General features: G+C 70.0%; 21 protein-coding genes, 1 tRNA gene and 1 riboswitch. Of the genes, 8 read left to right on the plus strand and 14 right to left on the minus strand.

Annotated elements, in window-relative coordinates; all coding sequences use genetic code 11:
- Positions 1-3429 (minus strand): bifunctional proline dehydrogenase/L-glutamate gamma-semialdehyde dehydrogenase PutA, encoded by a 3429-nt coding sequence (gene putA, locus AB6A69_RS04905; RefSeq protein WP_371059946.1) that lies wholly within the window; start codon positions 3427-3429, stop codon positions 1-3.
- A gap of 105 nt (positions 3430-3534) precedes the next feature.
- Here putA and AB6A69_RS04910 point away from each other — a divergent pair, with 105 nt between their 5' ends.
- The 3 genes from AB6A69_RS04910 (at position 3535) to AB6A69_RS04920 (ending at position 4723) form a co-directional block, all read left to right on the plus strand.
- The gene (locus tag AB6A69_RS04910; RefSeq protein WP_371056053.1) at positions 3535-4014 is read left to right on the plus strand and encodes an Lrp/AsnC family transcriptional regulator; all 480 of its coding nucleotides are present in this window, start codon (positions 3535-3537) and stop codon (positions 4012-4014) included.
- Between the two features lie 33 nt (positions 4015-4047).
- Positions 4048-4590, plus strand: coding sequence for a hypothetical protein (locus AB6A69_RS04915; protein ID WP_371059947.1), 543 nt, complete (start codon positions 4048-4050; stop codon positions 4588-4590).
- Positions 4591-4637: 47 nt separating this feature from the next.
- Positions 4638-4723: transfer RNA gene (locus AB6A69_RS04920), tRNA-Leu, on the plus strand.
- 120 nt (positions 4724-4843) lie between these two features.
- Here the strand turns inward: AB6A69_RS04920 and AB6A69_RS04925 are convergent.
- From AB6A69_RS04925 to AB6A69_RS04945, 5 genes are all read right to left on the minus strand, one after another.
- Positions 4844-5875, minus strand: a complete 1032-nt coding sequence (locus AB6A69_RS04925; RefSeq protein ID WP_371059948.1) for an AI-2E family transporter — start codon at positions 5873-5875, stop codon at positions 4844-4846.
- Positions 5876-6090: 215 nt separating this feature from the next.
- Entirely contained in the window at positions 6091-7152 is a 1062-nt protein-coding gene (locus AB6A69_RS04930; protein WP_371037237.1) for a glycine betaine/L-proline ABC transporter ATP-binding protein, read from the minus strand.
- Between the two features lie 14 nt (positions 7153-7166).
- A complete protein-coding gene (locus tag AB6A69_RS04935; RefSeq protein ID WP_371036852.1) occupies positions 7167-8213 on the minus strand; it encodes an ABC transporter permease in 1047 nt (348 codons plus the stop codon).
- Positions 8214-8305: 92 nt separating this feature from the next.
- Positions 8306-9277 (minus strand): ABC transporter substrate-binding protein, encoded by a 972-nt coding sequence (locus AB6A69_RS04940; protein WP_371036851.1) that lies wholly within the window; start codon positions 9275-9277, stop codon positions 8306-8308.
- 318 nt (positions 9278-9595) lie between these two features.
- A complete protein-coding gene (locus AB6A69_RS04945; protein WP_371059949.1) occupies positions 9596-9868 on the minus strand; it encodes a hypothetical protein in 273 nt (90 codons plus the stop codon).
- Between the two features lie 438 nt (positions 9869-10306).
- On the opposite strand from AB6A69_RS04945, the gene AB6A69_RS04950 reads away from it, so the two are divergent.
- Positions 10307-11389: a flavin monoamine oxidase family protein gene (locus tag AB6A69_RS04950; protein WP_371059950.1), complete on the plus strand. Its 1083-nt coding sequence runs from the start codon at positions 10307-10309 to the stop codon at positions 11387-11389.
- A gap of 56 nt (positions 11390-11445) precedes the next feature.
- Here AB6A69_RS04950 and AB6A69_RS04955 read toward each other — a convergent pair whose 3' ends face one another.
- Together AB6A69_RS04955 and AB6A69_RS04960 are read right to left on the minus strand one after the other, a co-directional pair.
- Positions 11446-12339: a homocysteine S-methyltransferase family protein gene (locus AB6A69_RS04955; RefSeq protein ID WP_371059951.1), complete on the minus strand. Its 894-nt coding sequence runs from the start codon at positions 12337-12339 to the stop codon at positions 11446-11448.
- A 302-nt stretch (positions 12340-12641) separates the two neighbouring features.
- Positions 12642-14123 carry an HTTM domain-containing protein gene (locus AB6A69_RS04960; RefSeq protein WP_371059952.1) on the minus strand — a complete coding sequence of 494 codons (1482 nt, stop codon included), beginning with the start codon at positions 14121-14123 and terminating at the stop codon, positions 12642-12644.
- 87 nt (positions 14124-14210) lie between these two features.
- Here AB6A69_RS04960 and AB6A69_RS04965 point away from each other — a divergent pair, with 87 nt between their 5' ends.
- Positions 14211-14618, plus strand: coding sequence for a thiol-disulfide oxidoreductase DCC family protein (locus tag AB6A69_RS04965; RefSeq protein ID WP_371059953.1), 408 nt, complete (start codon positions 14211-14213; stop codon positions 14616-14618).
- Positions 14619-15308 carry an EF-hand domain-containing protein gene (locus AB6A69_RS04970; RefSeq protein ID WP_371059954.1) on the plus strand — a complete coding sequence of 230 codons (690 nt, stop codon included), beginning with the start codon at positions 14619-14621 and terminating at the stop codon, positions 15306-15308.
- Positions 15309-15567: 259 nt separating this feature from the next.
- Here AB6A69_RS04970 and AB6A69_RS04975 read toward each other — a convergent pair whose 3' ends face one another.
- Together AB6A69_RS04975 and AB6A69_RS04980 are read right to left on the minus strand one after the other, a co-directional pair.
- Complete coding sequence (locus AB6A69_RS04975) at positions 15568-16326, minus strand: anti-sigma factor (protein WP_371059955.1); 759 nt, start codon at positions 16324-16326, stop codon at positions 15568-15570.
- 26 nt (positions 16327-16352) lie between these two features.
- On the minus strand, positions 16353-16859 hold the full coding sequence (locus AB6A69_RS04980; protein ID WP_371036844.1) for an RNA polymerase sigma factor: 507 nt from the start codon (positions 16857-16859) through the stop codon (positions 16353-16355).
- A 94-nt stretch (positions 16860-16953) separates the two neighbouring features.
- Between AB6A69_RS04980 and AB6A69_RS04985 the strand changes: the two genes are divergently transcribed.
- Positions 16954-18435, plus strand: a complete 1482-nt coding sequence (locus AB6A69_RS04985; RefSeq protein ID WP_371059956.1) for a S8 family serine peptidase — start codon at positions 16954-16956, stop codon at positions 18433-18435.
- Positions 18436-18775: 340 nt separating this feature from the next.
- Here AB6A69_RS04985 and AB6A69_RS04990 read toward each other — a convergent pair whose 3' ends face one another.
- From AB6A69_RS04990 to AB6A69_RS05005, 4 genes are all read right to left on the minus strand, one after another.
- Complete coding sequence (locus AB6A69_RS04990) at positions 18776-19516, minus strand: energy-coupling factor transporter transmembrane protein EcfT (RefSeq protein ID WP_371059957.1); 741 nt, start codon at positions 19514-19516, stop codon at positions 18776-18778.
- A complete protein-coding gene (locus AB6A69_RS04995; RefSeq protein ID WP_371059958.1) occupies positions 19510-21084 on the minus strand; it encodes an ABC transporter ATP-binding protein in 1575 nt (524 codons plus the stop codon). Before AB6A69_RS04995 ends, AB6A69_RS04990 begins: the two co-directional genes overlap by 7 nt.
- Positions 21077-21661 (minus strand): ECF transporter S component, encoded by a 585-nt coding sequence (locus AB6A69_RS05000; protein WP_371059959.1) that lies wholly within the window; start codon positions 21659-21661, stop codon positions 21077-21079. Before AB6A69_RS05000 ends, AB6A69_RS04995 begins: the two co-directional genes overlap by 8 nt.
- A 60-nt stretch (positions 21662-21721) precedes the next feature.
- The gene (locus tag AB6A69_RS05005; RefSeq protein ID WP_371060043.1) at positions 21722-22330 is read right to left on the minus strand and encodes a YkoF family thiamine/hydroxymethylpyrimidine-binding protein; all 609 of its coding nucleotides are present in this window, start codon (positions 22328-22330) and stop codon (positions 21722-21724) included.
- A riboswitch (TPP riboswitch) is annotated at positions 22321-22432 on the minus strand. (Overlaps the previous gene by 10 nt.)
- Before the next feature lie 258 nt (positions 22433-22690).
- Here AB6A69_RS05005 and AB6A69_RS05010 point away from each other — a divergent pair.
- Positions 22691-25147 carry an FAD-dependent oxidoreductase gene (locus AB6A69_RS05010; protein ID WP_371059960.1) on the plus strand — a complete coding sequence of 819 codons (2457 nt, stop codon included), beginning with the start codon at positions 22691-22693 and terminating at the stop codon, positions 25145-25147.
- The last annotated feature ends 21 nt before the right edge of the window (positions 25148-25168 follow it).

Genomic DNA, 25168 nt, shown 5'->3' on the forward strand with positions numbered 1-25168 from the left:
TCAAGCCGCGCCGGAGAGCAACGCGGCGTTTCCGCCCGCTGCGGTCGTGTCGACGCAGACATGGCGCTCGTCGCAGACATGGCCGGTGTCCGGCAGCCCTTTCACCAGCGGCACGAGCGGCCCCTCCCGCGCGGCCAACGCGCGGTCCATGGCCCGGGCCGTCTCGGCGTCGCCCCACCACAGAACGCAGGAGACCTCGTGCAGCGTCGTCAGCGCGGCGGGATCGAGATGGCCCGCGGCCTCGACCGGACGGCCGCCAAGCGCTTGCACGGCCTCGGCCTGTGCCCGGACGGCCTCGGCTCCGGGGCCGGCGCAAAGCGCGGGCGCCCCGGGCAGGATCGAAAGCCGGTTCGACTCGCCGGTGGGGCCGGGGAGGGAGAGCCTCCGTTCCGCAGCACCCGGCCTCGCAGAGGTGATCGCCGCCTCGATGTCCGCGACCTCCATCGCGGCCTCCCAGTCGCCGGCCGTGTCGGGCGCGGGATGCCGGCAGAAGCGCGCGAGGTAGTGCGGCCCGCCCGCTTTCGGCCCGGTGCCCGAAAGCCCCTCGCCGCCGAAGGGCTGGCTGCCGACGATGGCGCCGATCTGGTTGCGGTTCACGTAGATGTTGCCGGCATGGACCCGGTCGCAGACATGCTGCACGCGGTCGTCGATCCGGGTCTGGAGGCCGAAGGTGAGCCCGTAGCCCGTGGCGTTGATCGCCGCGATCACGGCGTCGATCTCCTCGGCGCGGAAGGTGGCGATGTGCAGCACCGGCCCGAAGACCTCGCGCTCGAGATCCGCGATGCCCGTCACCCGGATAAGCGCCGGGGCCACGAAATGGCCGCCCGACGGCGCCGCGATGCTGTGGACAAGTCGCCCTTCCTCTTTCGCGGCCGCGACATAGTCCGAGATGCTCTTGTGGGCATCCGCATCGATCACCGGCCCCACATCGGTGGACAGCGCCCAGGGATCCCCCATGGCGAGCGCGTCCATCGCGCCGGTGAGCATCGTGGTGAACTCCTCGGCGATGTCCTCCTGCACGTAGAGGCACCGAAGCGCCGAACAGCGCTGGCCCGCGGACTGGAACGCGCTTTCCACGATGTCGGCCACCGCCTGTTCCGGCAGCGCGGTGGAGTCGACGATCATCGCGTTGAGCCCGCCCGTCTCGGCGACGAGCGGCGCGCCCGGCGCGAGGTGTTCCGCCATGGCGCTGCGGATCAGTCGCGCCGTGTCGGTCCCCCCGGTGAAGGCCACGCCGTCGGTGCGCGCGTCCGAGGTCAGCGCCGCGCCGATGTCGCCCGCCCCCGGCAGAAGCTGAAGCGCGGCGCGGGGGACGCCCGCCTCGTGCAGCAGCTGCACCGCGCGATGGGCGATTAGGGGCGATTGTTCGGCCGGCTTTGCCAGCACGGCGTTGCCAGCGGCGAGCGCGGCCGAGACCTGGCCGGTGAAGATCGCGAGCGGAAAGTTCCAGGGCGAGATGCAGACGAAGCGGCCCACGGGATCGGCCTCGGGCGCGTTCGCCGCATAGTAGCGCAGGAAGTCCACCGCTTCGCGCAGCTCCGCCACGCTGTCCTTGAGGGACTTGCCGGCCTCCCGCGCGCAGAGCGCGAAAAGCTCTCCGTAATGCGCCTCGTACAGGTCCGCCGCACGTTCCAGCACCAAACGGCGCTCGGCGGCGGGCGCGTCCCAGGCGCGCGCGGCGGCAAGCGCGGTGTCCGCGTCCGCCGGGCTCGCCCAGCTGACGCGGCCCACGAGATCCGCGGGCCGGGCCGGGTTGCGCGTCTCTTCCGGCGCCTGCGGCGCGGCCGCGCCCGCCAAGAGCGGCGCGGCGTCCCAGACATGGTCCGCGAAGGGGCCGCGCGCGGCCTCGATCGCGTCGAGCGTCGGCCGGTGGGCGAGGTCGAAGCCCCGGGAGTTCCGCCGCTCCGGCAGGAAGATCTCCGCGCCCGTCGGGATGCGGCGACCGCCTTCGGCCAGCACGTCGAAGGGATCGCGCGCGACGTCTTCCGGCGGCACGCTCTCGTCCACGATCTGGTTCACGAAACTCGAATTCGCCCCGTTCTCGAGCAGGCGGCGGACGAGGTAGGCCAGCAGGTCGCGATGCGCGCCCACCGGCGCATAGATGCGGCAGCGCGCGCCCGACTTCGCCTTGACGATCCCGTGGAGCGTCTCGCCCATGCCGTGCAGGCGCTGGAACTCGAAGGCGTTGCGGTCGTTGCCCATGTCGAGGATCGCCTCGACCGTGTGGGCGTTGTGGGTGGCGAATTGCGGGTAGATCCGGTCGGTCATCCCGAGCAGCTTCCGCGCGTTCGCGAGATAGGAAATGTCGGTCGCGGCCTTCGACGTGAAGACGGGGAAGGCGTCGATGCCGTCCACCTGTGCCGCCTTGATCTCGGTGTCCCAGTAGGCGCCCTTCACCAGCCGGACCATCAGGCGGCGGTCGTGCCGTTCCGCGAGATCGTGCAGCCAGTCGAGCAGGGGCGCCGCACGCTGCCCGTAGGCCTGCACCACCACGCCGAAGCCGTCCCAACCGGCGAGCGAGGGCTCGGCCAACACCGCCTCGATCACGTCGAGCGAAAGCGAGAGGCGATCCGCCTCCTCGGCGTCGATGTTGAGCCCGATGCCCGCGGCCTTCGCCTGCTGCGCGAGGTCGAGAAAGCGCGGGGCGAGCTCCTCCATGACGCGCGCCTGCTGCGCCACCTCGTAGCGCGGCGAGAGCGCGGAGAGCTTGACCGAGATGCCCGGGTTGTCCCGGACGTCACCCTTCGCCGCGCCGCCGATCGCGGCGATGGCGTCCGAGTAGGCGCGGTGATAGCGCAGCGCGTCGGCGTCCGTGCGCGCGGCCTCGCCAAGCATGTCGTAGGAGTAGGTATATCCCTTCGCTTCCTGTTCCGCGGCGCGGCGCATCGCGCTCTCGATCGTCTCGCCCAGGACGAATTGCCGGCCCATCTCTCGCATGGCGCGGCCGACGGCGGTGCGGATCACCGGCTCGCCCAGTCGCCGCACCGCGCCGCGCAGCGCCGCGACGGGCCCAGGCTGCGCGTCTTCCCGGAGCACGCGCCCCGTGAGCAGCAGCGCCCAGGTCGAGGCGTTGACCAGCGTGGAGGTGGAGCGGCCCATGTGCCGGCCCCAGTCCGAGGGCGCGATCTTGTCCTCGATCAGCGCGTCGATGGTTTCGGCGTCGGGCACACGCAGAAGCGCCTCGGCAAGACACATGAGCGCGATGCCCTCTTCCGTCGAAAGCCCGTATTCGGCGAGGAACACCTCCATCAGGCCCGGATGCGTGGAGGACCGGATCTCGCGCACCAGACCCGCGGCGCGGTCGCTGATCCGCGCGCGGTCGTCCTTGGTCAGTCGCGCCTCTTCGGCGAGGCGGGCGATCGTCTCGCCTTCGTCGGCATAGGTCGCCGCGTCGATGGCGGCGCGCAGGTCTGCGGCGTCACGGGGCATGGCTTGGGATCCTCCTTGTCGCCGTGAAGCATATCAGCGTGGCGGCGGGCGGATTTCCTGATAAGTTGGGATTTGGCAGGCGGAGCGACCAAACTCGAGGTCTGAATGAAGTCACCCGATCAACTGGGCCTCGATCGTTTCGATCGCGCGATTCTCGACGAGCTCGCGCGCGACGGCCGTGTGAGCGTCACCGAGCTCGCCCGCCGCATCGGGCTGTCGAAATCGCCCACCCAGGCCCGGCTGCGCAGGCTGGAGGACAGCGGCGTGATACGCGGCTACCGCGCGATCCTCGATCCGATCCGGCTGGGGCTCGAGCATGTCGCCTTCGTGGAGGTCCGCCTCGACGACACGCGCGAGGCCGCGCTCGCCGCCTTCAACGCTGCGGTGGCGGCCACGCCCGAAATCGAGCAGGCGCACCTGATCGCGGGAAATTTCGACTACCTGCTGAAGGTGCGCACGCCCGACATGCGCGCCTATCGTGAAGTCCTGGCAGAGCGCATCTCGACCCTGCCGCATGTCGCGAGCACGTCGACCTACATGGCGATGCAGGCGGTGAAGGAGGGTTATGTCGCGGATGTGACTTGATCGCAGCCGCCGGTCCGGGCGATGTTTTAGGGGATGCGTATTCTGACCCTGTCTCTTCTTCTGGCCGCGGTCGCCGCCGCGGCGCCCGCGCGCGCCGCGTGCCCGCCGGTCCCGGACCACGAGAGGGAACTCGCCGCGCTCTACGAGCGGATGCAGGAGGCGCCCGACCCGGCGACCGCGCAGCCGCTCAACGACCGGGCCTGGGAGCTTTACACCGACGCGCCAGACGAGGCGGCACAGGCGGTGCTGGACCGCGGCATGGGGATGCGCGCGTCGTGGAACCTTCTCGGCGCGCGGGCGGAGTTCGACCGGCTGATCGAGTACTGCCCGCATTACGCCGAGGGCTGGAACCAGCGCGCCTTCGTCCATTATCTCGACCAGGATTTCGCCGCGGCGCTTGCCGACCTCGACGCCGCCCTCGAACGGGCGCCGACCCATCTCGGCGCGCTTTCGGGCAAGGCGCTGACCCTCAACGCGCTGGGACGCGAGGCCGAGGCGCAGGCCGTTCTGCGCGCGGCGCTCGCGATCAACCCGTGGCTGCCGGAACGGTCGCTTCTGAAAGGCGAGGAACTCTGACGCCGCCTTCCGTTCCCCGGACCGGCCCGTTAGGGTCACGCGGGCATGCCCGCGTGGTGGAATGGTAGACACAGGGGACTTAAAATCCCCAGGCCGAAAGGCCGTGCGAGTTCGAGTCTCGCCGCGGGCACCAACCAGGTTCAGGGGCCGCAACGTTCCGTCGCCGCATCTGTGGGTCCGCGATGCGCTTCGGAAGCGGCCGGTGTGCGGCCCGCCTTGGCAGGCCGGGACCGGGCCATCGCTGACCCGCGCGTCAGACCTTTCCGCTCGCCGACAGCATCACGGCGATCGGTCGCGTGGCTCGTATCTCCGAAAGCACGAGAACGAGGCTTGCCGTCATCGGCACGGCCAGAAGCGCGCCGGGCAGGCCCCAGAGCGTGCTCCAGACCGCCAGCGCGAGGAGGACGACGAAGGGGCTCAGATTGAAGGCCCGGCCCATCATGCGCGGCTCCAGATAGGCGCCGACGACGATCTGGGCCGTGGTCAGGGCCACCAGGACGACGCTCGCCATCCACAGCGTGCCGAACTGGGCGAGGCTGAGCAGCACCGGAAAGATCACGCCGATGAGCGACCCGATATACGGGATATAGTTGAGGAACGCGATCAGCACCGCCCAGAAGAGCGCGAACTCGATCCCCAGAAGCAGCATGATCGCGAAAGAGGCGCCGCCGAGGATGATGTTCACCACGGTCTTGACGAAGAGGTAGCGGCCGATGCGGTCGTTGATCCGGGCCAGCAGGGAAAGCGCCCGCTCTCCGGCCTCTGCCCCGCCCATCGCGATGACGACCTTCCGGGCCATCACGCCGCGTTCCGCCATGAAGAAGCTCGCGTAGAGCACGACGAGGAACAGCGTCGTGCCGAAGCCTCTGAGCGAGAGCAGCGCCGGGGTGATCCACGTCCGCATGTCGACCTGGTCGAGCGTCACGCGCCGCATGTTTTCCCAGGTCGGCTCGTTCTCGATACCGAGAAGGCTGGCGCTGCGCGTCACCAGCGCGTCGAGGTTGGATTCGTAGCGGGGAAGCGCCGCGGCGACCTGGGCGAGGTTGTTGATGACGAGAACGAAGAGCGAGACGAGCCCCACCGCGAAGGCCAGCAGCACGATGCCGCGGCGGGCCATGGCCGGGAGGCGACCGACCACCGGAAGCGACTGCATGGTCGCGGCGGCGGTGGACAGGACGTAGACGGAGATGACCGCCGCGATCACCGGGACGAGCACGGGGCGGCCGACCCACAGGAGCCAGCCGAACATCAGGGTGAGTGCCGTCGCATATGTCGCGTTGCGCATGGGGGTCCGCGGTCCTGTGGCCCGGGTTGGCGCTACGCTCGGCGAGGCGGAGGTCGGTTGTCAACTCGTCCGCGAGAGACGGACCGCTGGGCGCCCGCTGACCGGCCCGGCGAGCCGGCCAGGCACGCGGTCACGATGTCGGGGACGCCGGGCAGGAGCCCCGCCGTCGGCCGGCGAGCGCCGTTCCGACCTGGTGGCGTGCGCTGCCGGTGGCCTCAGACGGCGCGGGCGCGCATCCCGTCATCGGCGCCGTTGGTGGGCACCAGGGCGCGCACGAGATCCTTCATGTGCAGCACGCCGATCGGCTCGCCGTCGCGCGTGACACGGTACCTGACTTGCGTGTCCCCGCCCGAGATCGCGATCACCGATTCCAGCGTGTCGTCGGGATCGACGTCTCCGGCGAACGGCCCCTCGGGCGCCTTGCTGGCGGTCATCACCGAGCGCACGCGCAGCACCCGCGCGCGATTGATGTCGCTGATGAAATCCACGATGTAGGGGTCGTTGGGGTGAAGCAGGATGTTCTGCGGCTCGCCCTGCTGCACCACGCGGCCATCCTTCAGGATAACAAGGTGATCGGCGAGTTTCAGCGCCTCGTCGAGGTCGTGGCTGATGAACACGACCGTCTTCCGCAACTCCTCCTGCAGGTCGAGCAGCAGGTTCTGCATGTCGGTGCGTATGAGCGGATCGAGGGCTGAAAACGCCTCGTCCATCAGCATGATCGGGGAATCCGAGGCGAGCGCGCGGGCAAGGCCGACCCGCTGCTGCATCCCGCCGGAAAGCTGGTGGGGATATTGCCCGCCCTGGCCGCCGAGCCCCACGCGATCGAGCCATTTCAGGGCGTCCTGCTCGTACTCCGCGTGGCGCTCGCCGCGGACCGCCCGGGCCATGCCCGTATTCTCCAGCACCGTTCGGTGCGGCAAGAGCGCGAAGTGCTGGAACACCATCGACATCTTCTGGCGCCGGAGGGCGCGCAGGGCCCGCTCGTCATGGGCGAGCACATCCTCGCCGTCGAGGAGGATCTCGCCCGCCGTGGGTTCGATCAGCCGGTTGAGGTGCCGGATGAGCGTGGATTTCCCCGACCCCGACAGCCCCATGATCACCGTGATGTCCCCGTCCCGGATGTCGACGTTGATATCCTCAAGGCCGAGGACGTGGCCGTAGTCCTCCCACAGCTCGGGTTTTCCGACGCCGGCGCGGACATGTTCCAGCGCGCCCTCGGGGTCGGCCCCGAAGATCTTGTAGAGGTGGCGGATCGAGATCTTGACGTTCTTGTCCATGTGCTCCGCCCCGCTCATGATTTCTGCTGTGCCGCGCTCGCGGCGTTGACACGGTCCAGCGCCGCCTTCGTCGTCCGGTCGAGCATCACCGCCAGAAGCACGATGCCAAGCCCGGAAACGAGGCCCACGCCAAGCTCCAGGTTGTTGATCCCCCGCAGCACCAGCACGCCGAGGCCCGGCGCGGAGACCAGCGAGGCGATCACCACCATCGCGAGGCTCATCATGATGGTCTGGTTCACGCCCGCCATGATGTTCGGCAGCGCCAGCGGGATCTGCACACCGTAAAGCTTCTGCCGGTTGGTCATGCCGAAGGCGTCGGCCGCCTCGATCACGGACGGGTCCACCATGCGGATGCCAAGATCGGTCAGCCGGATGACCGGGACGATGGCGTAAAGGATGATGGCGATGCCGTAGAGCTTGGGCTCTGTCACCGAAAAGAGGAAGATGAGCGGGATGAGATAGACGAAGGGCGGAAGCGTCTGAAGCATGTCGAGGACCGGGATCGTCGCCCCGCGCAGTCGGTCGGAGCGCGACATCGCTATCCCGATCGGCACGCCCAGAAGCACGCAGAGAAACGCGCAGACGAAGATGATCGCCAGCGTCTGCATGGCGTAGCTGTAGTAGTCGATGAAGGCGAGCCCGCCGAGGCTGAGCGCCACGAAGGCCAGAAGCCTCCAGGATCTCGACACCATCCAGACGACGAGCATCAGGAGCGGGATGACGATCCACCAGGGCGTGTTGAGAATGCCGTAGAGCGCCCCTTCGAGCAGCCAGGACAAGGGTTGCGTGATCGGATCGAGCACGACGCTCATGGAGTCCTTCACGTCCAGAAAGCCCTGCTCCAGGCCGAGCGTGACGTTGCGCGACTGGGGAAACGCAGGACAGGCCTCGTTCAGCGCGTCCATCGAGGGGAATGGAAGGGTCCAGATGGATGTCGACGCCTCTTCGCCCGAGCTTTGGGCGACAAGCGCGTCCATCGACATCGGGGCTGCGTCGCCGCCATCGGCCGCGCACCACTCCTCGAGCCCGAGGGCCCGGAAAACGAAATCATATGTTGCCATGGTGACCTTGCTCCCATGCGCCGTTTCATCGAGGGGCCCGGCGCAAAAAAGGCGGGGCCGATCCCTGACCGGCCCCGCCGCGTTTCAGCGCATCAGCTCTGGTCGAGGATGTTGGCGAGATTCGCCCGCGCCTCGTCGTTCAGCCAGTTTGCCCACTGATCCTGGTAGTTGGTCAGGTAGTAGACCGCCGCCTCATCCGCCGAGGCGTTGTTCTCGTCCTTCCAGGCCAGCACCGAACTCATGTCCGCGGTCTTGAAGGTCATGTTCTGCAGGAACTCGAAAACCTCCGGGTTTTCCTGCTGGAAGGTGGCCGTCACGGCGGTGGCGACCGGCGCGGCCGGAAAGTCCGAGACGCCGGGATTGTCGGCGTCGGCGTTCTGGTTACGCGCGTGCACGTCTTCCTTGACCGGGCCGAGATCGACCTTGGTCATGTCGTACTTGCCCAGCGGCACGGTCGGTCCCCAGTAATAGCCCAGCCACGGCTCCTCGTTCAGCACGGCGTCGGCCATCGACGAGGCGAGCACCTGCCCGGACCCGGAGTTGAACACCTCGAAGCCGTTGCCCTCTAGGTCGAGCGCACGCGCGAGATTGTCGCTCACCACGCGGCAGCCCCAGCCTTCGGGACAGTTGTAGAAGCGTGCGTCGACCAGCTCCGGGTTCTCGAGAATGCCCTCGATGGTGGTCAGTTCGGGATGCGCCTCGGCCAGGTAGGTGGGAATCCACCAGCCCTCGACACCGCCGGGATCGAGCACGGGGCCGGCCTCGACGACCTTGCCGGCCTGCTTGAGCTCGTCGTAGGTGTCGCCGGTCGAGTTGAGCCAGAGCTCGGTCACGATGTCGGGCTCGCCGTTCTCGGCCACCGAGGTGACGGCCGGGATGGTGTCGGACTGCACGACGCTCACGTCGCAGCCATAGCCCTGACCCATGATGAACGATGCGACGCTCGTGACAACCTGTCCGGACGCCCAGTTCATCTCGGTGATCGACACCTCGCCGCATTCGGCGTGGGCCATCGCCGGAACGCTCAGCGCCCCTGCGGCCATTGCAAGTGTCAGCTTTTTCATCGCTTCTCTCCCTTCGGAGTGGTTGCGTAACATTTGAGTCGTCTCGTCGCGGGACAATCGGTACCGTCTCCCGCAGACCGGCATCGGCGCGGCTGCGCCGAAACGTGCCAAGGACGCGCGACCGCGGCGCGGTCAGCGCCGGTGTCGGGGGGCGCATGTGATCGCCCCAAGCGTCGAGATCGTTTTGCCGCGCCATGAAGCCCAATTCGGATGCACCGCCTTTCGTGATGGCGGTTCGGCGCGTGATCGGCATCCGTCTGGCGTGGGCGCCTGTCTTGCGCCACAACTGCACGCTACATAACCAACCTGAGCCCGAGGTCAACCCGGGCCGCCGCGCGCCCGCGCCAAGGTGCTCGAAGAACCGGACCGACCGGTGCCCCGGCCGGGCGGCACCTCCTTCGCGCTGACGCGTCCCGCCTCCTGCCGCGGAACCCGGGCCGCGAGCCGGACCGCGTCATCCGTGCCGGGCGTGCCGTCATGAAGCGCGAGTGTGGCGTCCCGAGCGGCGGCGATCACCCGGGCCGAGCGGGCCTCGGGCGGCAGATCGCAAGCGAAGGCCAAGAGGCTCGATGCGCCCTCCGGGCCGGTCATGCGATGGACCGCGCGGCCCACGCCGCGCGCCTCATTCCCGGGGACACGGCCGGCGTGAACGCCGCCGATGCATGTCGCGCCCCCGTCGCCGGGGGGCGTAGGGGCGATCCTGCGGACGGGCCGCCGCCCGGGCCCTGTCGGCGGAGCCTTCCTGACCTGTCCGGCCCGACCCGTCGCGGCCCGGGGCTCCCGCGATCTCTCCGGGGCCGGGCAAGAGCGCGATCCTCTTTCGCAGACCTCTTCAGGTTCGACGTGCCGGGCCGAAGACCGGCTTGGTCGCGCGGAAAGTCGGCTGGTATTTCCCGCTCCCCGGCGGATACGGTCCGGCAAGACCGGGTCGAGGAGGCGCGCGAGGCATGATGACCAGGACGAGCGTGCCCGGGGCGGAGCGCCCCGGCAGCGACCGGGGGCCTCGGCCGGGCCGGCGGAGGCGCGTCCATGCGTGACGCCGAAAGCCTCGACACGACGGTCGCCATCGTCGGCGGCGGTCTTTCCGGAGTGGCGCTCGCCGCGCGGCTGGCGCACGCCGGTATCGCGTTCCGTGTTTTCGAGGCGGGACAGAGGTTCGGCGGCCGCATCGCGGCGCTCGACGCGCCCGGTGGCCGCGTGGACCTCGGCCCGTCCTGGTTCTGGCCGGGTCAGCCGCGCCTTGCGCAACTGATAGCGGATCTCGGCCTTCGGGCCTTTCCCCAGCATTCGGAGGGCGAGATCTGCCTCGAGGACGCGCGGGGCCGCGTGCATCGCGGGGCGGGCTTCGCGTCGATGCAGGGCGCCTTGCGCATCGACGGCGGCACGGTCGCCGTGATCGACGGGCTGGTGGCGCGCTTGCCTGCGGACCGTCTGCACCTCGACAGCCCGGTTCGCGGTGTCGAACGGGACGCCGGGATCGTGCTGGCCGACGGGCGGCGCGTGATGGCGCGCCACGTGGTGCTGGCGCTGCCGCCGCGCCTTGCCGCGGGTCTTCGTTTCGAGCCCGGTCTGCCCGGGGACGTGCTGCACCGCCTCGACGCCATTCCCACCTGGATGGCAGGGCATGGCAAGTTCGTCGCGGTCTACGATCGCCCTTTCTGGCGCGAGGCGGGCCTGTCCGGTGACGCGATGAGCCGCCACGGCCCGCTCGCGGAAATCCACGACGCCTCGGGCGCTGACGGACGCCCTGCCGCGCTTTTCGGATTCCTGGGCGTTCCCGCGGCCCAACGGTTCGAGAATGCCCGGCAGATCGAGGACGCCGCGCTTGGCCAGCTTTCGCGCATCTTCGGTTCCGCCGCGGCGTCGCCGGTGCTGACGTCGCTGAAGGACTGGGCGTTCGACCCCCTCGCCGCGACCGGGCAGGATCACGTTCCCCCGCAAGGCCACCCCGCCTACGGCCTGCCCGCCGGAGCGACGGACCTCTGGGGCGGCCGGCTTCATTTCGCCGTGACCGAGACCGCACCCGAGATGGGCGGATTGATGGAGGGGGCCCTGGCATCGGCCGAAAGGGCCGCGAGCGCGATCATCGCCGCGCAGTCCGGCGTGCTGTGACCCATAAGATCTCCCGGTCTGCCGCCGCTTTGACGCCGGGCGCGGCCGCGATCGTCTCAGGATGAAGCGTCGGGGCACCCGCTCTTGAGCCGCCGGGAGAGTTCCGCGATATGCGCGGGCCCGATTTCGCAGCACCCGCCGATCGTCGAGGCGCCGGCTTCGACCCATTCGGCTGCGAAGTCCGCGTATCGTTCCGGCCCGACATCCTCGCGCGCCGTCAGCAGGTCCGTGGTCGCGCCGATCCGGTCGAACCGTGGATCGATTTGCGTGAACCCGTTGGCGTAGGCGCCGAAGGGCAGGCCGAGGCCCGCGAGGATCGGCAATCCGCGGGACACTGCCTCGGGACGCGAACAGTTCAGCATCACCCGCTCCGGGCGGTATTCGGGCAGGAGCGGCGCGATATCGGACAAGGCTTCGCCGGAACGAAGGCGCGTGCCGTCCTCGTCCATGACGCTCAGCGCCAGCCAGACGGGTTTGCCGGCGGTTCGCGCACCCATGAGCGCGCCGCGCGCCTCGTCGACCGAAGACATCGTCTCGAGCAGGAGGACGTCGACCACCCGCGCCTGGCGCGCGGCGACATGCGCGTAGATCTCCGCCGCGCGCTCGACCGGCGGGGCAAGGTCCGGGCGGTACGAGAAGCCGAGCGGCCCCAGCGATCCGGCGACCAGCCCGCGGCCGGCCGCGTCACGCGCCTCGGCGGCGATCGCGCAGGCGATATCGATCAGTTCCTCGAGGCGCTCGGCAAGGTCGTGCGGCGCAAGCCGGTCTGGCAGAAGGGCGTATGTGTCCGCGGTCGCGACCTCTGCACCCGCCGCGAAGAAATCGCGATGCACGCCGCGCACCAGATCGGGCTCGTCCAGCAGCGCCTGCGTGGACCAGAGCGGTGTCGCGCAGCCCGCGCGGCGCACCAGCTCCTGCCCCATTCCGCCATCGAGGATGGTGATGTCCATGATATTGCCTCGCAGACCCCGATCCGTGCAAGTAACCGGACGCCCCGGAAAGTCCAGCCCGTCTTCGACCGCCGGGCGCGACGCGTCGGCGAGGCGGGGGAGCTTCGAACCGGGCAGCGGCGTCGCCCAGCCGTCCGCCGATCCGCGGAATCGGGGCGCCTGCCGTTTCCGCGCGAGCGGAGAAGCCGCCACCGGCCGAACGCCGTGCCGCGTCGTCGCGATCGCGCGGCGACGCCTTGGCCCGGACCAAGGCGCGCGGGTCCGTTCGCGGCGGCGTCTTCCGAAGCCGGCTGCCGCGGGCATCATTGCGGCGGGCGCTCCGCGCGCGTGGCGCGCGCAGGGCCGACCGCGAGGGCCGGAGCGTCCGTTGCAAGGGAAAGGTCGATGACCGGATCCGGCAAGCCGTTGTCGGCCACGCCCCAGACCGGTTCGCGCAGCGGAAGGACCCATGGGTCGGCGCGAAGGTAGCCCAGAGGCACCGCGGTCAGGTCCACGTCGGGATCGATGAATAGCTGCGGCGGGCGGCCGTTGAGCGACTTGCGGATCTCCGCGCGGACCGCGACGTCGCTGTGGCCGGCCTGTCGCCAGATCTCTTCCAGATGACCGGCGAAGGCGTGCACCATGTCGGAGCGCACAATCATCTTGCGCGCCTGCCGCCGGGAGAGGTAATCGCGTGCGTCGACCTCCCACGTCTCGGTGCCGGACGTCACGTGGAACACGCCCTCGGCGTCCCGGTCGTAGATCCGCATCCGCCAGGAAAAGCGGTGCCCGTCCCCCGACCAGCGCACCTCGGTGGGAAGGGCGCCTGCGCGCAGCGGCAGCGCGACCTGCACCGCAAGCCAGCCGGCCATCGCCACGAGGGCCGCGGCCGGCAGGGCGCGCATGGCCGGCGCGGGTGGCGGCACATGGGGCGGCAGTTCCTCGAAGCGCAGGAGCAGCCAGCGCGCGAACTGGCGCGGCCAGTCCGGCGCGAAGAAGATCGTCGTCGCCGCGATCGTCAGCCAGGGAAAGATCCCGATGTTGAAGAAGAGGGCGTTCGCGGCATGGAACACGCAGTAGACGAGGAAGACGGCAAGCCGGGTCCTTTCCCACAGGAGCAGCGGCGCGCCGACGATGTGGAGCGCGACGGCGCCCCATGTGCCCGCGAGGATCACCCAATCGTACTGGAAAAGGAAACCGAACCAGTGATCGTCCGCCTGCGCGCGAAGCCACAGCCCAAGCGGCTCTCCCGCCAGCCAGTCGGGCGTCAGCTTCACGAGGCCCGCATAGATCAGCATGATCTCCATCTGCGCGCGCAGGATGAACACCGCGGCATAGGGCACATGCGTCGCGCGCACGCCCGTAAAGAGGCGCGCGTCGAGCGACAGGGCCCGATGCGCGGGAAGGACGCACATGATCAGCAGGAACAGGATGACGAGGTAGAAGTGGTTGAGGTATTCCGCCTTGTCGAGCAGGAAGAAGTAGCTGAACGTCACGGTCAGCGCGATGATCGCCACGCGGTAGAACAGGCCCAGCATGACGAGCAGCGCGAAGACGCCCATCGCCAGCCACGCGACGTGGATCCACGGCTCCGGCAGGGGCTGCACCCAGCCGAAACCGGGATAGGCGAAATGGTAGTCCGGCGCGACCCAGTAGCGCCATATCCGGTCGTACTTGATGAAACGCCAGCAATCCCAGACCAGCATGGCCCCCAGCGCGATCCGGAACGCGGCGAGCGAGAGCGCGGGAACCGGGCGCGCGAGCGCCTGGGCGAGGGTGGCTGCGTGCGGCAGGCGTGTCGGCATCCGTCCGTCTCCGGTTTTTCCCATGCTTTCGGAATACGATCCAAGCGGCTGCGTATTCCATGAAGCCATGAAATGAAGGACCCCGCCATGACGGCCGATCCGCTGACCATCCTCTACGACGGCGCGTGCCCGTTCTGCGCGTCTTATGTCCGCATGGCGCGGCTTCGCGCGACGGTGGGCCAGGTGGAACTGGTCGATGCCCGGTCCGGGGATCCGCGCGTCGGCGAGGCGCTCGCCGCGGGGCTCGATCTCGACGAGGGCATGGTCGTGCTTTGGCAGGGGAAGCGATATCACGGGGTCGAGGCGGTTCACCTGCTCGCCCTGCTGTCCGGCGAGGGCGGGCTCGGCAACTGGGTGCAGCGCTGGCTCTTCGGCAAGCCGCGCAGGGCCGCCCTGGTTTATCCGTGGCTCGTGCGCGGACGGCGGGCGTGGTTGCGGCTGGCCGGTCGCGCACCGATCGCGGCGGGGAAGAAATCCGTCCCGTCCCGGGAATAGATGACGGCCACGGTTCGTAAACCCTTCCGAGGCCCAGCGCACGGGGCCAGGTGGCGGGAGCGCAAGAATGAAGGACCGAACATCGTTCACGACGGTCGTCGATCCCGCCGCGCCGGGCCATCCCGTGCACTCCTCGACGGGCGCGCGCCCGTCCGGGCCTTCGCCGGCGCGGTCGGCGGCTTCTGCCGCGTGCAGAGCGCGACCCGACCGGTTCGATCGAACCACACCTCAAATCACGGAGATCCTGCAATGACCTTCAGATTCACCTTCGCGGCTCTCGGCACCGTCGCGCTTCTCATGACGAGCACGACCGCGGGAGCGCAGGCGCGCTTTTCGGATATCGATACCAACGGGGACGGCCTTCTGTCCTTCGAGGAGCTTGAAAGCCGCTTCGGCGCGGCCGCGGCGACGCGGTTCCTGGACCGCAACGGCGGACAGGACCTCTCGCGCGATGACGTGCGTGGCATGAATGACGACGATGATGACGACGACGATGACGATGATGACGATGACGATGACGACGACGATGATGATGATGATGACGGTGATCTCGACGACGATGACGATGACGGTGATCGCGACGATGATGACGATGACGGCGGCGACCGCGATGACGACGACGATGACGGTGGCGACCGCGATGACGATGACGACGGGGGCGACGGCGACGACAACGACGATGACGACTGAGCGATAGCATCGCGACCGAGGTGGGGCCGGCCCGGCATGCGGGCCGGCCCTTTTCGTTCCCGCTCCGTGCGTGCGCCGAGCGCCTTGTCCCTCGGGTTTTCCCGCGCATGGACCGAACGCCGGGCGACAGCCCCGTTCCGGCACCCGAACATGCGCAACATGCCGACCGGCCCCGTCGCACCGGTCTTTCGGTCGTGATGCAAGCTGATGCGCCGTGGCAAGGGCGCCGTGGGCGCCCGGACCGGCCGGCGCGAGGCTGTCAGTCCTCCAGCGCCGACAGCGCGGCCCGCTCCTCCTCCGGCGGCAGCGGCGCACCGGCTTCGACCGACACCATCCATGCGTCCAGCGCCTCGAGCGCGCCGGCGGGCGCGTAGCTCTGCCCACTGTCCGCGCCAGCGCCGGTCGAGGCTGCGAAACGCAGGTTCCACGCCGCACCCTCGGCGCAGGCGACGGCGATCGTGGCGTCGCGCTCCGTGTCGAGTTCGAATTCGCGGCAAAGCGCGCCGTGGGGCATGCGGAAGGACGAGATCACCGAAACCTCGCCTGCCGCCACGCGCGCCGCCGCCCCGGCCTCGAGCCGCGACAGCGCCCTGGCGATCCCGCCCGCCTCGAGCGCGGCGAGCCCCCGCGCGGCATCCGGCGCGGTATCCGGCCGCAGCGTCAGGCCCGTGGCCAGCCCGACCGCGAGCGCCAGGCTCGCCGCGAGCGCCATGGGCGCCCAGGGCAGCCCGCTGGCCGCACCCCGGCCGGCGGGTCGGGCAAACGGCGTGACGCGCGTGTCGCGGGCCGCGTCGAGCGTCGCCCGCACCCGCGCCATCAGCGTTTCGGACACCGGCTCCGCGGGGCGGGCGGCGCGGGCCGTGGCAAGCACATCGCCCGTCGCGCGGAAAAGCGCGATGCGCTGCGCCACGGTCTCGTCCTCCGACGCGGCCCTCTCGACCGCGGCGGCGGTGTCCGCGTCGAGCGCCCCGTCCGCGTAGGCCATCAGGGTCTCGTCGGAGAGGTCATGCGTTGCCATGGGCTCTTTCCTTTTCTTCGACGGACCTACGCGTCGGCGGCGCGATCTATTCCCATCTTCCGGGCCAGCGCGACGCGTCCGCGCGCCAGGCGGCTCATCACGGTGCCCGCCGGAACGCCCAGAACCCCGGCCGCCTCGGCATAGGTCAGCTCCTCGAAGCAGACGAGGACGATCACGTCCCGCTGATCGGCGGGCAGGGTTTCCAGCGCGGCCACGGTCTGCGTCAGCATCAGCGACGCCTCCGTCGCGCGCGCCCCGTCGGTGACCGCGGCCTCGGGCGTGGCGTGCACGTCGATCTCCGTGCCCCGGGTGGCCTGCCGGCGCCCCGTGTCGATCCAGGCATTGCGCAGGATACGAAAGAGCCACGGCTGAAGCCGCGCCCCGGGTTCGACGCGGCCGCGCGCCTCGACCGCGCGTTCCACCGTGGTCTGCACGAGATCGTCGGCCATGTCCGGCCGCCGGCAGAGCGACAGCGCGTAGCGGCGCAGGACCGGCAGCGCCGCGACGAGCTCCGTCTCGAAATCATCCAGCATCCGGCGCGCCCCAGAACTTTCCGCGCAGCATTGCGGAATACGACGATATCGGGAACGTATTCCATGCGACGCAAGAAAAACGGAGAGTATCGCCATGATGCTGCGCGCGGCCACCCTGCTTTTTCTCGCCGGTCTTCTTGTCGTGGCGCCCCCGTTTTTCCCGACCGGGGGGCCCGGCGGCGCGGCCTGGGCGGACGACGACGACGGCGGGAACGACGATGGCGGGGACAACGACAATGGCGGCGACGACGGCCGGGGCGACGACGACGACGACAATGGCGGCGACGACGGCCGGGGCGATGACGACGATGATGACGACGATGATGATGACGACGACGACGATGGTGGCGGCGGGCGCAGCGCCGGGAGCGACGGTGGCAACTTGCTGGAGCGCCTGCTCGGTCAGCCCGAGCGCACCGCGCCGGAGCCGCGTCGCACGGCACCTGCCCCCGCCGCACCCGCTGCGCCGGCCCCGCCGCCCCCCCTTTCGGCGCCGGACGAGATCGTCGCCCTCGCGCTCACCATGGCCGATTTGTCCACGCTCACCGCGCAGGGCTTCGAGGTGATCGAGGAGCTTGCGGTGCCCGGGCTCGACGCGACGCCGCGGCGGCTGCGCATCCCCCGCGGCCAGACACTGGCCGATGCCCGCGCCGCGGTGCGTGCGCTGCCAAGCGGCCAGGACGCCGACGTCAATCACTACTACCGGTCCGAGGGCTTCCCCGAGGATTGCGAGGCGCTGGAATGTCCGATCCGGCGGATGATCGACTGGCCCGAGCCGGCCGACCGGGCCGCGGGCTGCGGCGGCGGGGTGGCGATCGGGATGGTCGACACCGGCATCAACGAGGCCCACGAGACGCTCGTCGGCGCCGACCTTGAGGTCGTGCGCCTGTCGCCGGAGGAGATCGCGCCCTCGCGCGCCCTGCACGGCACGGCGATCGCGGCGCTTCTCGTCGGCGATCCGGCCACACGCGCGCCCGGCCTCGTGCCCTCGGCGCGGCTTGTCGCGGTGGACGCGTTTCACCGTCGCGGATCGGACGAGCGCGCGGATCTCTTCACCCTTCTCGAGGCGATGGCGCTTCTGGCCGAGCGCGATGTCGGCGTCATCAATCTCAGCCTCGCCGGTCCGCCCAACACCGTGCTCGAGACCGTCGTCGCGCGGCTTTCGGGCGAGGCGGGGATCGTCCTCGTCGCCGCGGTTGGCAATGACGGGCCGCGGGCAGACCCGGCCTTTCCCGCCGCCTATCCCGAGGTGATCGCCGTCACCGCGGTCGATCGCGACCTCGTGGTCTACCGCCGCGCGATCCAGGGCGCGCATGTCGATCTTGCCGCGCCGGGGGTCGCCGTATGGACGGCGGCCTCTATCAGCGGCGCGCGCTGGAAGACGGGCACCTCCTACGCGGTGCCGTTCGTCACCGCCGCCGCCGCGATCCTGCGCGAGCGGCGCCCCGAGCTTCGCCCGCGCGAGATCGCAGCGAAGTTGCGCGTCATGGCGGCGGATCTGGGAGAGCCCGGCCCGGACCCGGTCTTCGGCGCGGGGCTGCTTCAACTCGGAACGCTTTGCGAGGGCCGAGGCTGAAGCCTGCCGGAGGCAGCCTGCCAGGGCGGCCATGGCACGAGGCGTGATCCGGGCGGCGCTTGCCATCGCGGCGCGTTCGACCGGAAGGCCAACGCCGCGCGCCTGGGGGGGGGGTGGGGCGTCACCCGCCCGGGCGAAGTGCGGGCGAGAGACCATGAGGATGATCCGCGACGGGGTGGTCGGCATCATCGGCGTCGAACGGGACCCCGGCGGTGGCACGGGATTGCCGAAGTCACGCCCCCGTCGTCCGGTGCGCCTCTCCCTCCCGGCGCTCTCCGCGGCGCCGACTTTTCGCAAAGGTCGGGCACGATACGCGGCCTCCTGGCCACCCGTCCGACGATCACGGCCCCGCCGCGCCCACGGCCGACAGCGCAGCGACAAGCAGGCCGAGGCCCAGCGCCAGCAGCGTCCAGTCCCGTCCCGTGATCGGAGGCTGCGGCAGGTGGGTTCTCGTTGCGCCGGGCTGCATGCCGCGCGCCTCGAAGGAGAGTGCGGCGCGGGTCGCGCGCCGGATCGCGTAGGCGAGGGCCGGGATGGCCAGCGCCCCGATTTCCGCGGGCGACGCGATGCGCCGCAGCGGGCGGCCCAGCCGGATCGCGCGCGCCATGCGCAGCTGAAGCATCTCCGCGCGCAGGTCCGGCACCATGTGCATGGCCTGCAGCAGGGCGAAACCCATCGGCGCCGGCAGGCGCAGATGAAACATCAGCGCGCGCACGAACCGGCCGGGATCCGTCGTCGCCGCGAAGACGGCCGAGACCATGCCGCAGGCCAGCACCCGGAAGAACAGCACCAGCCCCGGTGCCGCGTCGGGCGCGCCGCCCTGTTCCCGCGCCATCTGGAAGGCGAAGCCCGTGTCGGCGCGAAACAGCACCGATGTCGTGAAGAACCCGAACCCGAAAAGCGCGAAGGGCACCATCAGCGCCAGAAGGCGCCGCGGCGGGATGTGCGCGTCGACCAGAAGCAGGACCGACGCGGCCACGAAAAGTGCGATCTGGAAGGAGAGCCGGAAAACGAGGAGGGACGCCACGATCCAGGCAAGGCACAACGCCAGCTTCGGCAGGGGATGAAAGCCGTTCAGCATGCCGTCTCCAGCCAGCCGAGCAGCGGCGCGGCCTCCGGCGGCAGGAGCCCCGCTTGCGCCAGCCGCGCCTCGTCCCGCAACAGGGCCGGACATGCGCCGTCGAACCGCAGGGCACCCTGCGCGACGAGCACCGCGCGGTCCGCCACCGACAGGGCGAAATCGAGATCATGCGTGATCACGGCAACCCCGTACCCGCCCCGGGCAAGCGCCCGGATCCGCCGCCCCAGCGCGGCCTCGGCAGCCCCGTCGAGCCCGCCCGTCGGCTCGTCGAGGATCAGGACCGGCCAGCGGCCGGTTTCGGTCAGAAGCGCCAGCGCCAGCCGCCGTTTCTGACCCTGCGAAAGGGTGAAGGGGTGCTGGCCCGCCACGCGGGTCAGGCCCCAACGGGCCAGGATGTCGGAGGCCGTCGCAGAGTCCGTTGCCGCCGTGATCTCGGCGGCAACGGACTCGCGGCTGAAATGCGCCTCGGGGTTCTGGAACGCCACCGCGCCGGGCGGGCCGGTCCGTTGGCCCGCGTGCGGGGGCAGCAGCCCTGCGAGGCAGGCGGCAAGCGTGGATTTGCCGGCCCCATTGGCCCCCAGGATCGCGAGGACCTCTCCGGCGCGCAGGGATAACGTGATGTCCCGCAGCACCACGGGACCGAAGGCCGGGGCGCAATCCGCGTTCCGGAGCGCGACGAGCGTTTCGCCGGGCGGCACCGGATCGGCCAGGACGGCGGCGCGCAGGGCCTCCGTGCGGCGGCGTCCGGGCGCCAGGCCGCGCAGGCTGTCGGTCAGGTCGGCTGCCGGGGCGAAGATCTCCGGCATGGCGAGGTGCAAGCGGATGCCGAGCGGCAGGGCGATCCCGTTGTCGGCCAGCGCCGGGCCCTGCGCGACAAGCACCTCCGCGGGCGGGCCCTCGGCGATGATGCGGCCGTCGCGGCCGAGCGCGAGGCAGCGGTCGATCCGGTCGAGGATCGGCCCCGGCTTGTGCTCCACCACGAGGGCCGTGCGGCCGCGCGCCAGAACGAGCTCCGTCATGCGCCGCGCCGCCTGGGGGGCGAGGCTTGCCGCGGGCTCGTCGGCAAGCGTGATCGCGGCGTCCTGCGCGAGAAGCGCGGCAAGCGCCACCAGTTGACGCTCCCCGCCGGAGAGGTTGGAAATCCGCCGTCCCGCCCAGTCTGTCGGCAGCCCGGCGCGGGCCATCGCTCTCGCGACCAGCCCCGGGATATCCGCGGCCTCGACCGCCCTGTTCTCAAGGGCGAAGGCCACCTCGTCGCGCACGGTGAATCCGGCCAGCGTCTGCGCGGCGTCCTGAAAGAGATAGCCGCAGGTATCGGCCCAGCCCGCCGGGCGCCGCGCGTCCGCCGGCTGCCCCTCGACGCGGATCTCGCCCCTGCGGATGCCGTCGATCGCTTCGGGCAGAAGCCCGGTCGCGGCGTGCAGAAGCGAGGATTTTCCCGCGCCGGACGGGCCGAGCAGAAGCACCCGTTCGCCACGTCGCACGCAGAACGAGACGGGCCCGACCGCGTCGGACGCCGCGCCGGGATAGCGCAGCGCGACGCGTTCGTAGGCCAGCGCGTCAGGCATTCGCGGCGCGGGTGTCCCGGTCAATGGCGAGGCCCGACAGGACGCCCGTGCGGTAGAGCGCCTTGACGACGACATGCCCCAGAAGGCCGCCCAGCAAGGCGCCCGAAGCCAGCCGAAGCACGAACATGGCGACGAGCAGCCCGGGCGCCAGGCTTGCGTAGTCGAACCGGATCCATGTGTAGACGAACGAGAACACGGCGGCCCCCATGCCCGCGGCCATCAGGACCGGCAGGGAATAGCGCCGCCAGCGCGTCGCCGCGAAGACCGCTTCCGCCCCCGCGCCTTGCACGAGGCCCGTGAGCAGCAGCAAGAGCCCCGCCGGGCTGCCCAGAAGCACCTGAACGGCGGCGGCCATGACTTCGGAGACAAGCGCGACCCCCGGCTTTCGGATGATCGCCGCCGCGATGATCGAGACGATGAACCAGAAGCCCATGACCACGTCCATCGTCACGGCCCCGAAGATCGCCTGCAGGACCAGCCAGACCTGGACCCAGCCCAGGTAAAGCACGCCGAAGACGGTGCCGAGAACGGCGATGATCAGGGTTTCGCGCATGGTCCAGACGGATTGTTCAGCCATGTCGGCCTCCTTTTTTGGACAAGATTTCGAAGGGATGCCGGCCGCGCGCGGGCGGCAGGGTCAGCGGTCGCTTGGCGAATTCGCCGATACGGTCACGTCGAGCGCGAGATGCCCGGCCGCCGACCCGAAGCCGGTGAAGGCCTGGTTCAGCGTCTCGAAGACGGGGCCTGCGTCGCCGCGCAGCGCGGTGCAGAATTTCTTCGACCTGTCGAAGGTGCCCGAGCTTTTGAGGAACGCGATGCAGCCGTAGATCTCGTCCATATGATGGCCGATGCCCAGCGGATAGAGCGACAGCTGCGCCGCCACCGTCTGCGTGCTTTCAGGCGCGGCGGCCACCGCCTCGCGGCAGGTGGCGATGCGCGTGGGCAGGTCCATCTCCGGGGGCGGCCCGGCGACGGGGGTGCAGATCGGGTCGTCGGGCTCTCCGGGACAGCCGCGCGAGATCGTGGCGTGCATCGTCGTGTGCGCGCCGGACGCGGCGGCCGCCACGAAGAGGTCGCGCATCGCGGGAAAGAGGATCTCCGGCGGACCGACCATCAGGGTCGACAGGTCGTCGGTCTCGAGCCGGAGCCGATCGCGCCAGGGATCGAGCGCCCCGAGCGCGCCGAGAATGATGCCGACGAAATCGTCGGACATCGGATACAATGACACCTGTGCGCCGGAAAACATGGTCACCTCGCTCCGCTGGCATTACCCAGATCAGCTGAAGGGTCCGAGGGCCTGCGCCCTGCATCTCAGCCCCGGCATCGCGGAGCTCCCCTGTGCATACGCGAAACTATCCTCTTCCGGGTAAGCTTCAAGCCCGAATATCGGGCCGACCGTTTATCCAGCGGTCCCGGGCGGAAGGATCCGGGCGGCCACGTTTGCGGCGCCGGCCGGAGCAGGGGCCGTGCCGACCGCGTTTCCACGGGGCGCACCGCGCGCGGGCCGCGGGGCGAAGGGGGGTTGCGCCGCCGCGCGCATCCAAGAATGCTTTGCCGTGTCGCCGCTTCGAACGCGGATGCGCAGCCTGGGGAAAGAGGAGCAACCATGTCCGACTTGCCATCGCACGCAGGCGTCGTGATCGTCGGGGGCGGCTCCATCGGCTGCAACACCGCCTATCACCTCACGAAGCTCGGCGTGTCGGACGTGGTGGTGCTGGAGCGTGACCGCCTGACATCGGGCACGACATGGCACGCCGCGGGGCTGGTCGTCGCGGGGCTGCTCAAGTCCGAGGCGGAATGCGAGATCTACACCCACGGCCGCGACCTCTACGCCCGGCTCGAGGAAGAGACGGGCGTGCCCACCGGCTTTCGCGCGGTGGGATACCTGCAGGTCGCCAGCAACGAGGAGCGCGTGCACGAGATGCGCCGCGTCGCGCCCTTCATGCGCAGGCACGGGATCGACATGGTCGAGATCTCGCCCCGCGAGGTGCAGGAGCTCTTCCCGGTCGGGGACGTGAGCGACGTGCTGGCCGGCTTCTACATCGCCGAGGACGGGCGCGCGAACCCGGTGGACGTGACGATGTCGCTCGCCAAGGGCGCGCAGATGGGTGGCGCGCGGATCTTCGAGACGACCGCCGTCACCGACATCGTCGTGCGGGGGGACCGTGCCGTGGGGGTGCGCATGGCGGACGGGCACGAGATCAGCGCCGATCACGTGGTGATCTGCGCGGGCATGTGGTCGCGGCAACTGGGCGCGAAGGCCGGCATCACGCTGCCGCTTCAGGCCGCCGAGCATTACTATCTCATCACCGACAAGATCGAGGGGCTGCCGCGCGACCTGCCGGTGCTGGAGGATCCGAAGACCTACACCTATTACCGCGAGGAAGTGGGCGGCCTGATGCTGGGCCTGTTCGAGCCCGGCGCCGCGCCCTGGAAGGTCGAGGGTATCCCGGAGACCTTCGCCTTCGGCGAGATCGAGCCGGACTGGGACCGGGTCGGCCCCTGGCTCGAACTTGCCTACAGCCGCGTGCCCGGCGCGTTGGACGTGGGCGTGCGCAAGCTCTTCTGCGGGCCGGAAAGCTTCACCCCGGACAACGCGCCGCTGGTGGGCGAAACGCCGGAGCTTCGCAACTGCTGGGTGGCCTGCGGCATGAACTCCCTGGGCATCCTGAACGGGGCGGGCACGGGCCGGGCGCTCGCGCACTGGATCGTCGAGGGCGTGCCGCCGATCGACGTGACCGGCATCAACGTCAATCGCTTCACCCGGCACCACGCGACGCCCGCCTTCCGCCGCGACCGGACGACCGAACTTCTGGGCAAGCTGTTCGGCCAGCATTTCCACAACGAGGCCCCGAAAACCGGGCGGAACCTCAAGCGGTCGGTGCTTTACGACCGGCTGGCGGCGGCGGGCGCGTATTTCACCGAAGGAAACGGCTGGGAACAGCCCGACTGGTTCGCGCCATCACCCGCGCAGGCGAAGATCGAGCGGCTGAGCTGGTTCCGCCAGAACTGGTGGGACTGGCACGCCGAGGAGCATCGCGCGGCGCGCGAGGACGTGATCGTGATGGACATGTCGAGCATGTCGAAATTCGCCGTCGAGGGGCCGGACGCCTGCGCGCTGCTCTCGCGGCTGAGCTGCAACGACGTGGACGTCGCGCCGGGGCGCGTCGTCTACACCGCCTGGGTCAACGACCGGGGCGGTTTCGAAGCCGATCTGACCGTGACGCGCCTGTCGGAGACGAAATTCATCGTCGTGGTGGGCGAGAACTCGCACGGCCACACCGAGATGCGGATGCGCCGCCACATCGGCGCGAACGAATGGATCACGATCACCGACCTCACCGCGGGCATCACGCAGATCAACGTGCATGGCCCCAAGGCGCGGCAGCTGATGCAGCGGCTGAGCGAAACCGACCTGTCCAACGCGGCCTTCCCCTTCATGACGGCGCAGGAGATCGATATCGGCTACTATGCGGTGCTCGCCCTGCGCGTGACCTTCGTGGGCGAACTGGGCTGGGAACTCCATGTGCCGGCGACGCAGGCGGTTCAGGTCTACGATCTGCTGGTCGAGGCCGGGCGCGACCTGGGGCTGCGCAACGCCGGGATGCAGACGCTGAACTCGCTGCGGCTGGAAAAGGCCTATCGCGACTTCGGCATCGACGTGGACAACACCGACAACCCGATCGAGGCGGGTCTCGGCTTCGCGGTGAAGCTCGACAAGCCCGGAGGCTTCATCGGCCGCGATGCGCTGGCCGCGATCAAGGCGCAAGGCGTGCCGAAGACGCGGATGCTGCAATTCCTGCTCGAGGACCCCGAGCCGCTGCTCTACGGCAACGAGATCGTGCGCCTCGACGGCAAGGAGGTGGGCCATCTTCAGATCGGCGGCTACGGCCACACGCTGGGCGGTGCGGTGGGTATCGGCTTCGTCGCGCTCGACTGCGCCGTGACGCCCGAGATCGTCGAGGCCGGCCCGTGGGAGGTCGATGTCGCGGGCGAGCGCGTGCCGGCCCGCGCCGCGCTGCGGCCGATGCTGGATCCGGCGATGGAGCGCGTGAAACGGTGATGCCTTCCGCACGCCCGAACT

The organism is Rhodosalinus sp. 5P4, from assembly GCF_041365695.1.
GTDB lineage: Bacteria > Pseudomonadota > Alphaproteobacteria > Rhodobacterales > Rhodobacteraceae > Rhodosalinus.

What these genes read in the sequence shown, in the direction of transcription:
- AB6A69_RS04955 (WP_371059951.1), bottom strand. Translation starts at nt 12,339, where the DNA reads ATGGACATCACCATCCTCGATGGCGGAATGGGGCAGGAGCTGGTGCGC.
- AB6A69_RS04925 (WP_371059948.1), bottom strand. Translation starts at nt 5,875, where the DNA reads ATGCGCAACGCGACATATGCGACGGCACTCACCCTGATGTTCGGCTGG.
- AB6A69_RS04940 (WP_371036851.1), bottom strand. Translation starts at nt 9,277, where the DNA reads ATGAAAAAGCTGACACTTGCAATGGCCGCAGGGGCGCTGAGCGTTCCG.
- putA (WP_371059946.1), bottom strand. Translation starts at nt 3,429, where the DNA reads ATGCCCCGTGACGCCGCAGACCTGCGCGCCGCCATCGACGCGGCGACC.
- AB6A69_RS04930 (WP_371037237.1), bottom strand. Translation starts at nt 7,152, where the DNA reads ATGGACAAGAACGTCAAGATCTCGATCCGCCACCTCTACAAGATCTTC.
- AB6A69_RS05005 (WP_371060043.1), bottom strand. Translation starts at nt 22,330, where the DNA reads ATGTTTTCCGGCGCACAGGTGTCATTGTATCCGATGTCCGACGATTTC.
- AB6A69_RS04990 (WP_371059957.1), bottom strand. Translation starts at nt 19,516, where the DNA reads ATGCTGAACGGCTTTCATCCCCTGCCGAAGCTGGCGTTGTGCCTTGCC.
- AB6A69_RS04980 (WP_371036844.1), bottom strand. Translation starts at nt 16,859, where the DNA reads ATGCTGGATGATTTCGAGACGGAGCTCGTCGCGGCGCTGCCGGTCCTG.
- AB6A69_RS04965 (WP_371059953.1), top strand. Translation starts at nt 14,211, where the DNA reads ATGACGGCCGATCCGCTGACCATCCTCTACGACGGCGCGTGCCCGTTC.
- AB6A69_RS05010 (WP_371059960.1), top strand. Translation starts at nt 22,691, where the DNA reads ATGTCCGACTTGCCATCGCACGCAGGCGTCGTGATCGTCGGGGGCGGC.
- AB6A69_RS04960 (WP_371059952.1), bottom strand. Translation starts at nt 14,123, where the DNA reads ATGCCGACACGCCTGCCGCACGCAGCCACCCTCGCCCAGGCGCTCGCG.
- AB6A69_RS04935 (WP_371036852.1), bottom strand. Translation starts at nt 8,213, where the DNA reads ATGGCAACATATGATTTCGTTTTCCGGGCCCTCGGGCTCGAGGAGTGG.
- AB6A69_RS04975 (WP_371059955.1), bottom strand. Translation starts at nt 16,326, where the DNA reads ATGGCAACGCATGACCTCTCCGACGAGACCCTGATGGCCTACGCGGAC.
- AB6A69_RS05000 (WP_371059959.1), bottom strand. Translation starts at nt 21,661, where the DNA reads ATGGCTGAACAATCCGTCTGGACCATGCGCGAAACCCTGATCATCGCC.
- AB6A69_RS04910 (WP_371056053.1), top strand. Translation starts at nt 3,535, where the DNA reads ATGAAGTCACCCGATCAACTGGGCCTCGATCGTTTCGATCGCGCGATT.
- AB6A69_RS04945 (WP_371059949.1), bottom strand. Translation starts at nt 9,868, where the DNA reads ATGACCGGCCCGGAGGGCGCATCGAGCCTCTTGGCCTTCGCTTGCGAT.
- AB6A69_RS04915 (WP_371059947.1), top strand. Translation starts at nt 4,048, where the DNA reads ATGCGTATTCTGACCCTGTCTCTTCTTCTGGCCGCGGTCGCCGCCGCG.
- AB6A69_RS04950 (WP_371059950.1), top strand. Translation starts at nt 10,307, where the DNA reads ATGCGTGACGCCGAAAGCCTCGACACGACGGTCGCCATCGTCGGCGGC.
- AB6A69_RS04995 (WP_371059958.1), bottom strand. Translation starts at nt 21,084, where the DNA reads ATGCCTGACGCGCTGGCCTACGAACGCGTCGCGCTGCGCTATCCCGGC.
- AB6A69_RS04985 (WP_371059956.1), top strand. Translation starts at nt 16,954, where the DNA reads ATGATGCTGCGCGCGGCCACCCTGCTTTTTCTCGCCGGTCTTCTTGTC.
- AB6A69_RS04970 (WP_371059954.1), top strand. Translation starts at nt 14,619, where the DNA reads ATGACGGCCACGGTTCGTAAACCCTTCCGAGGCCCAGCGCACGGGGCC.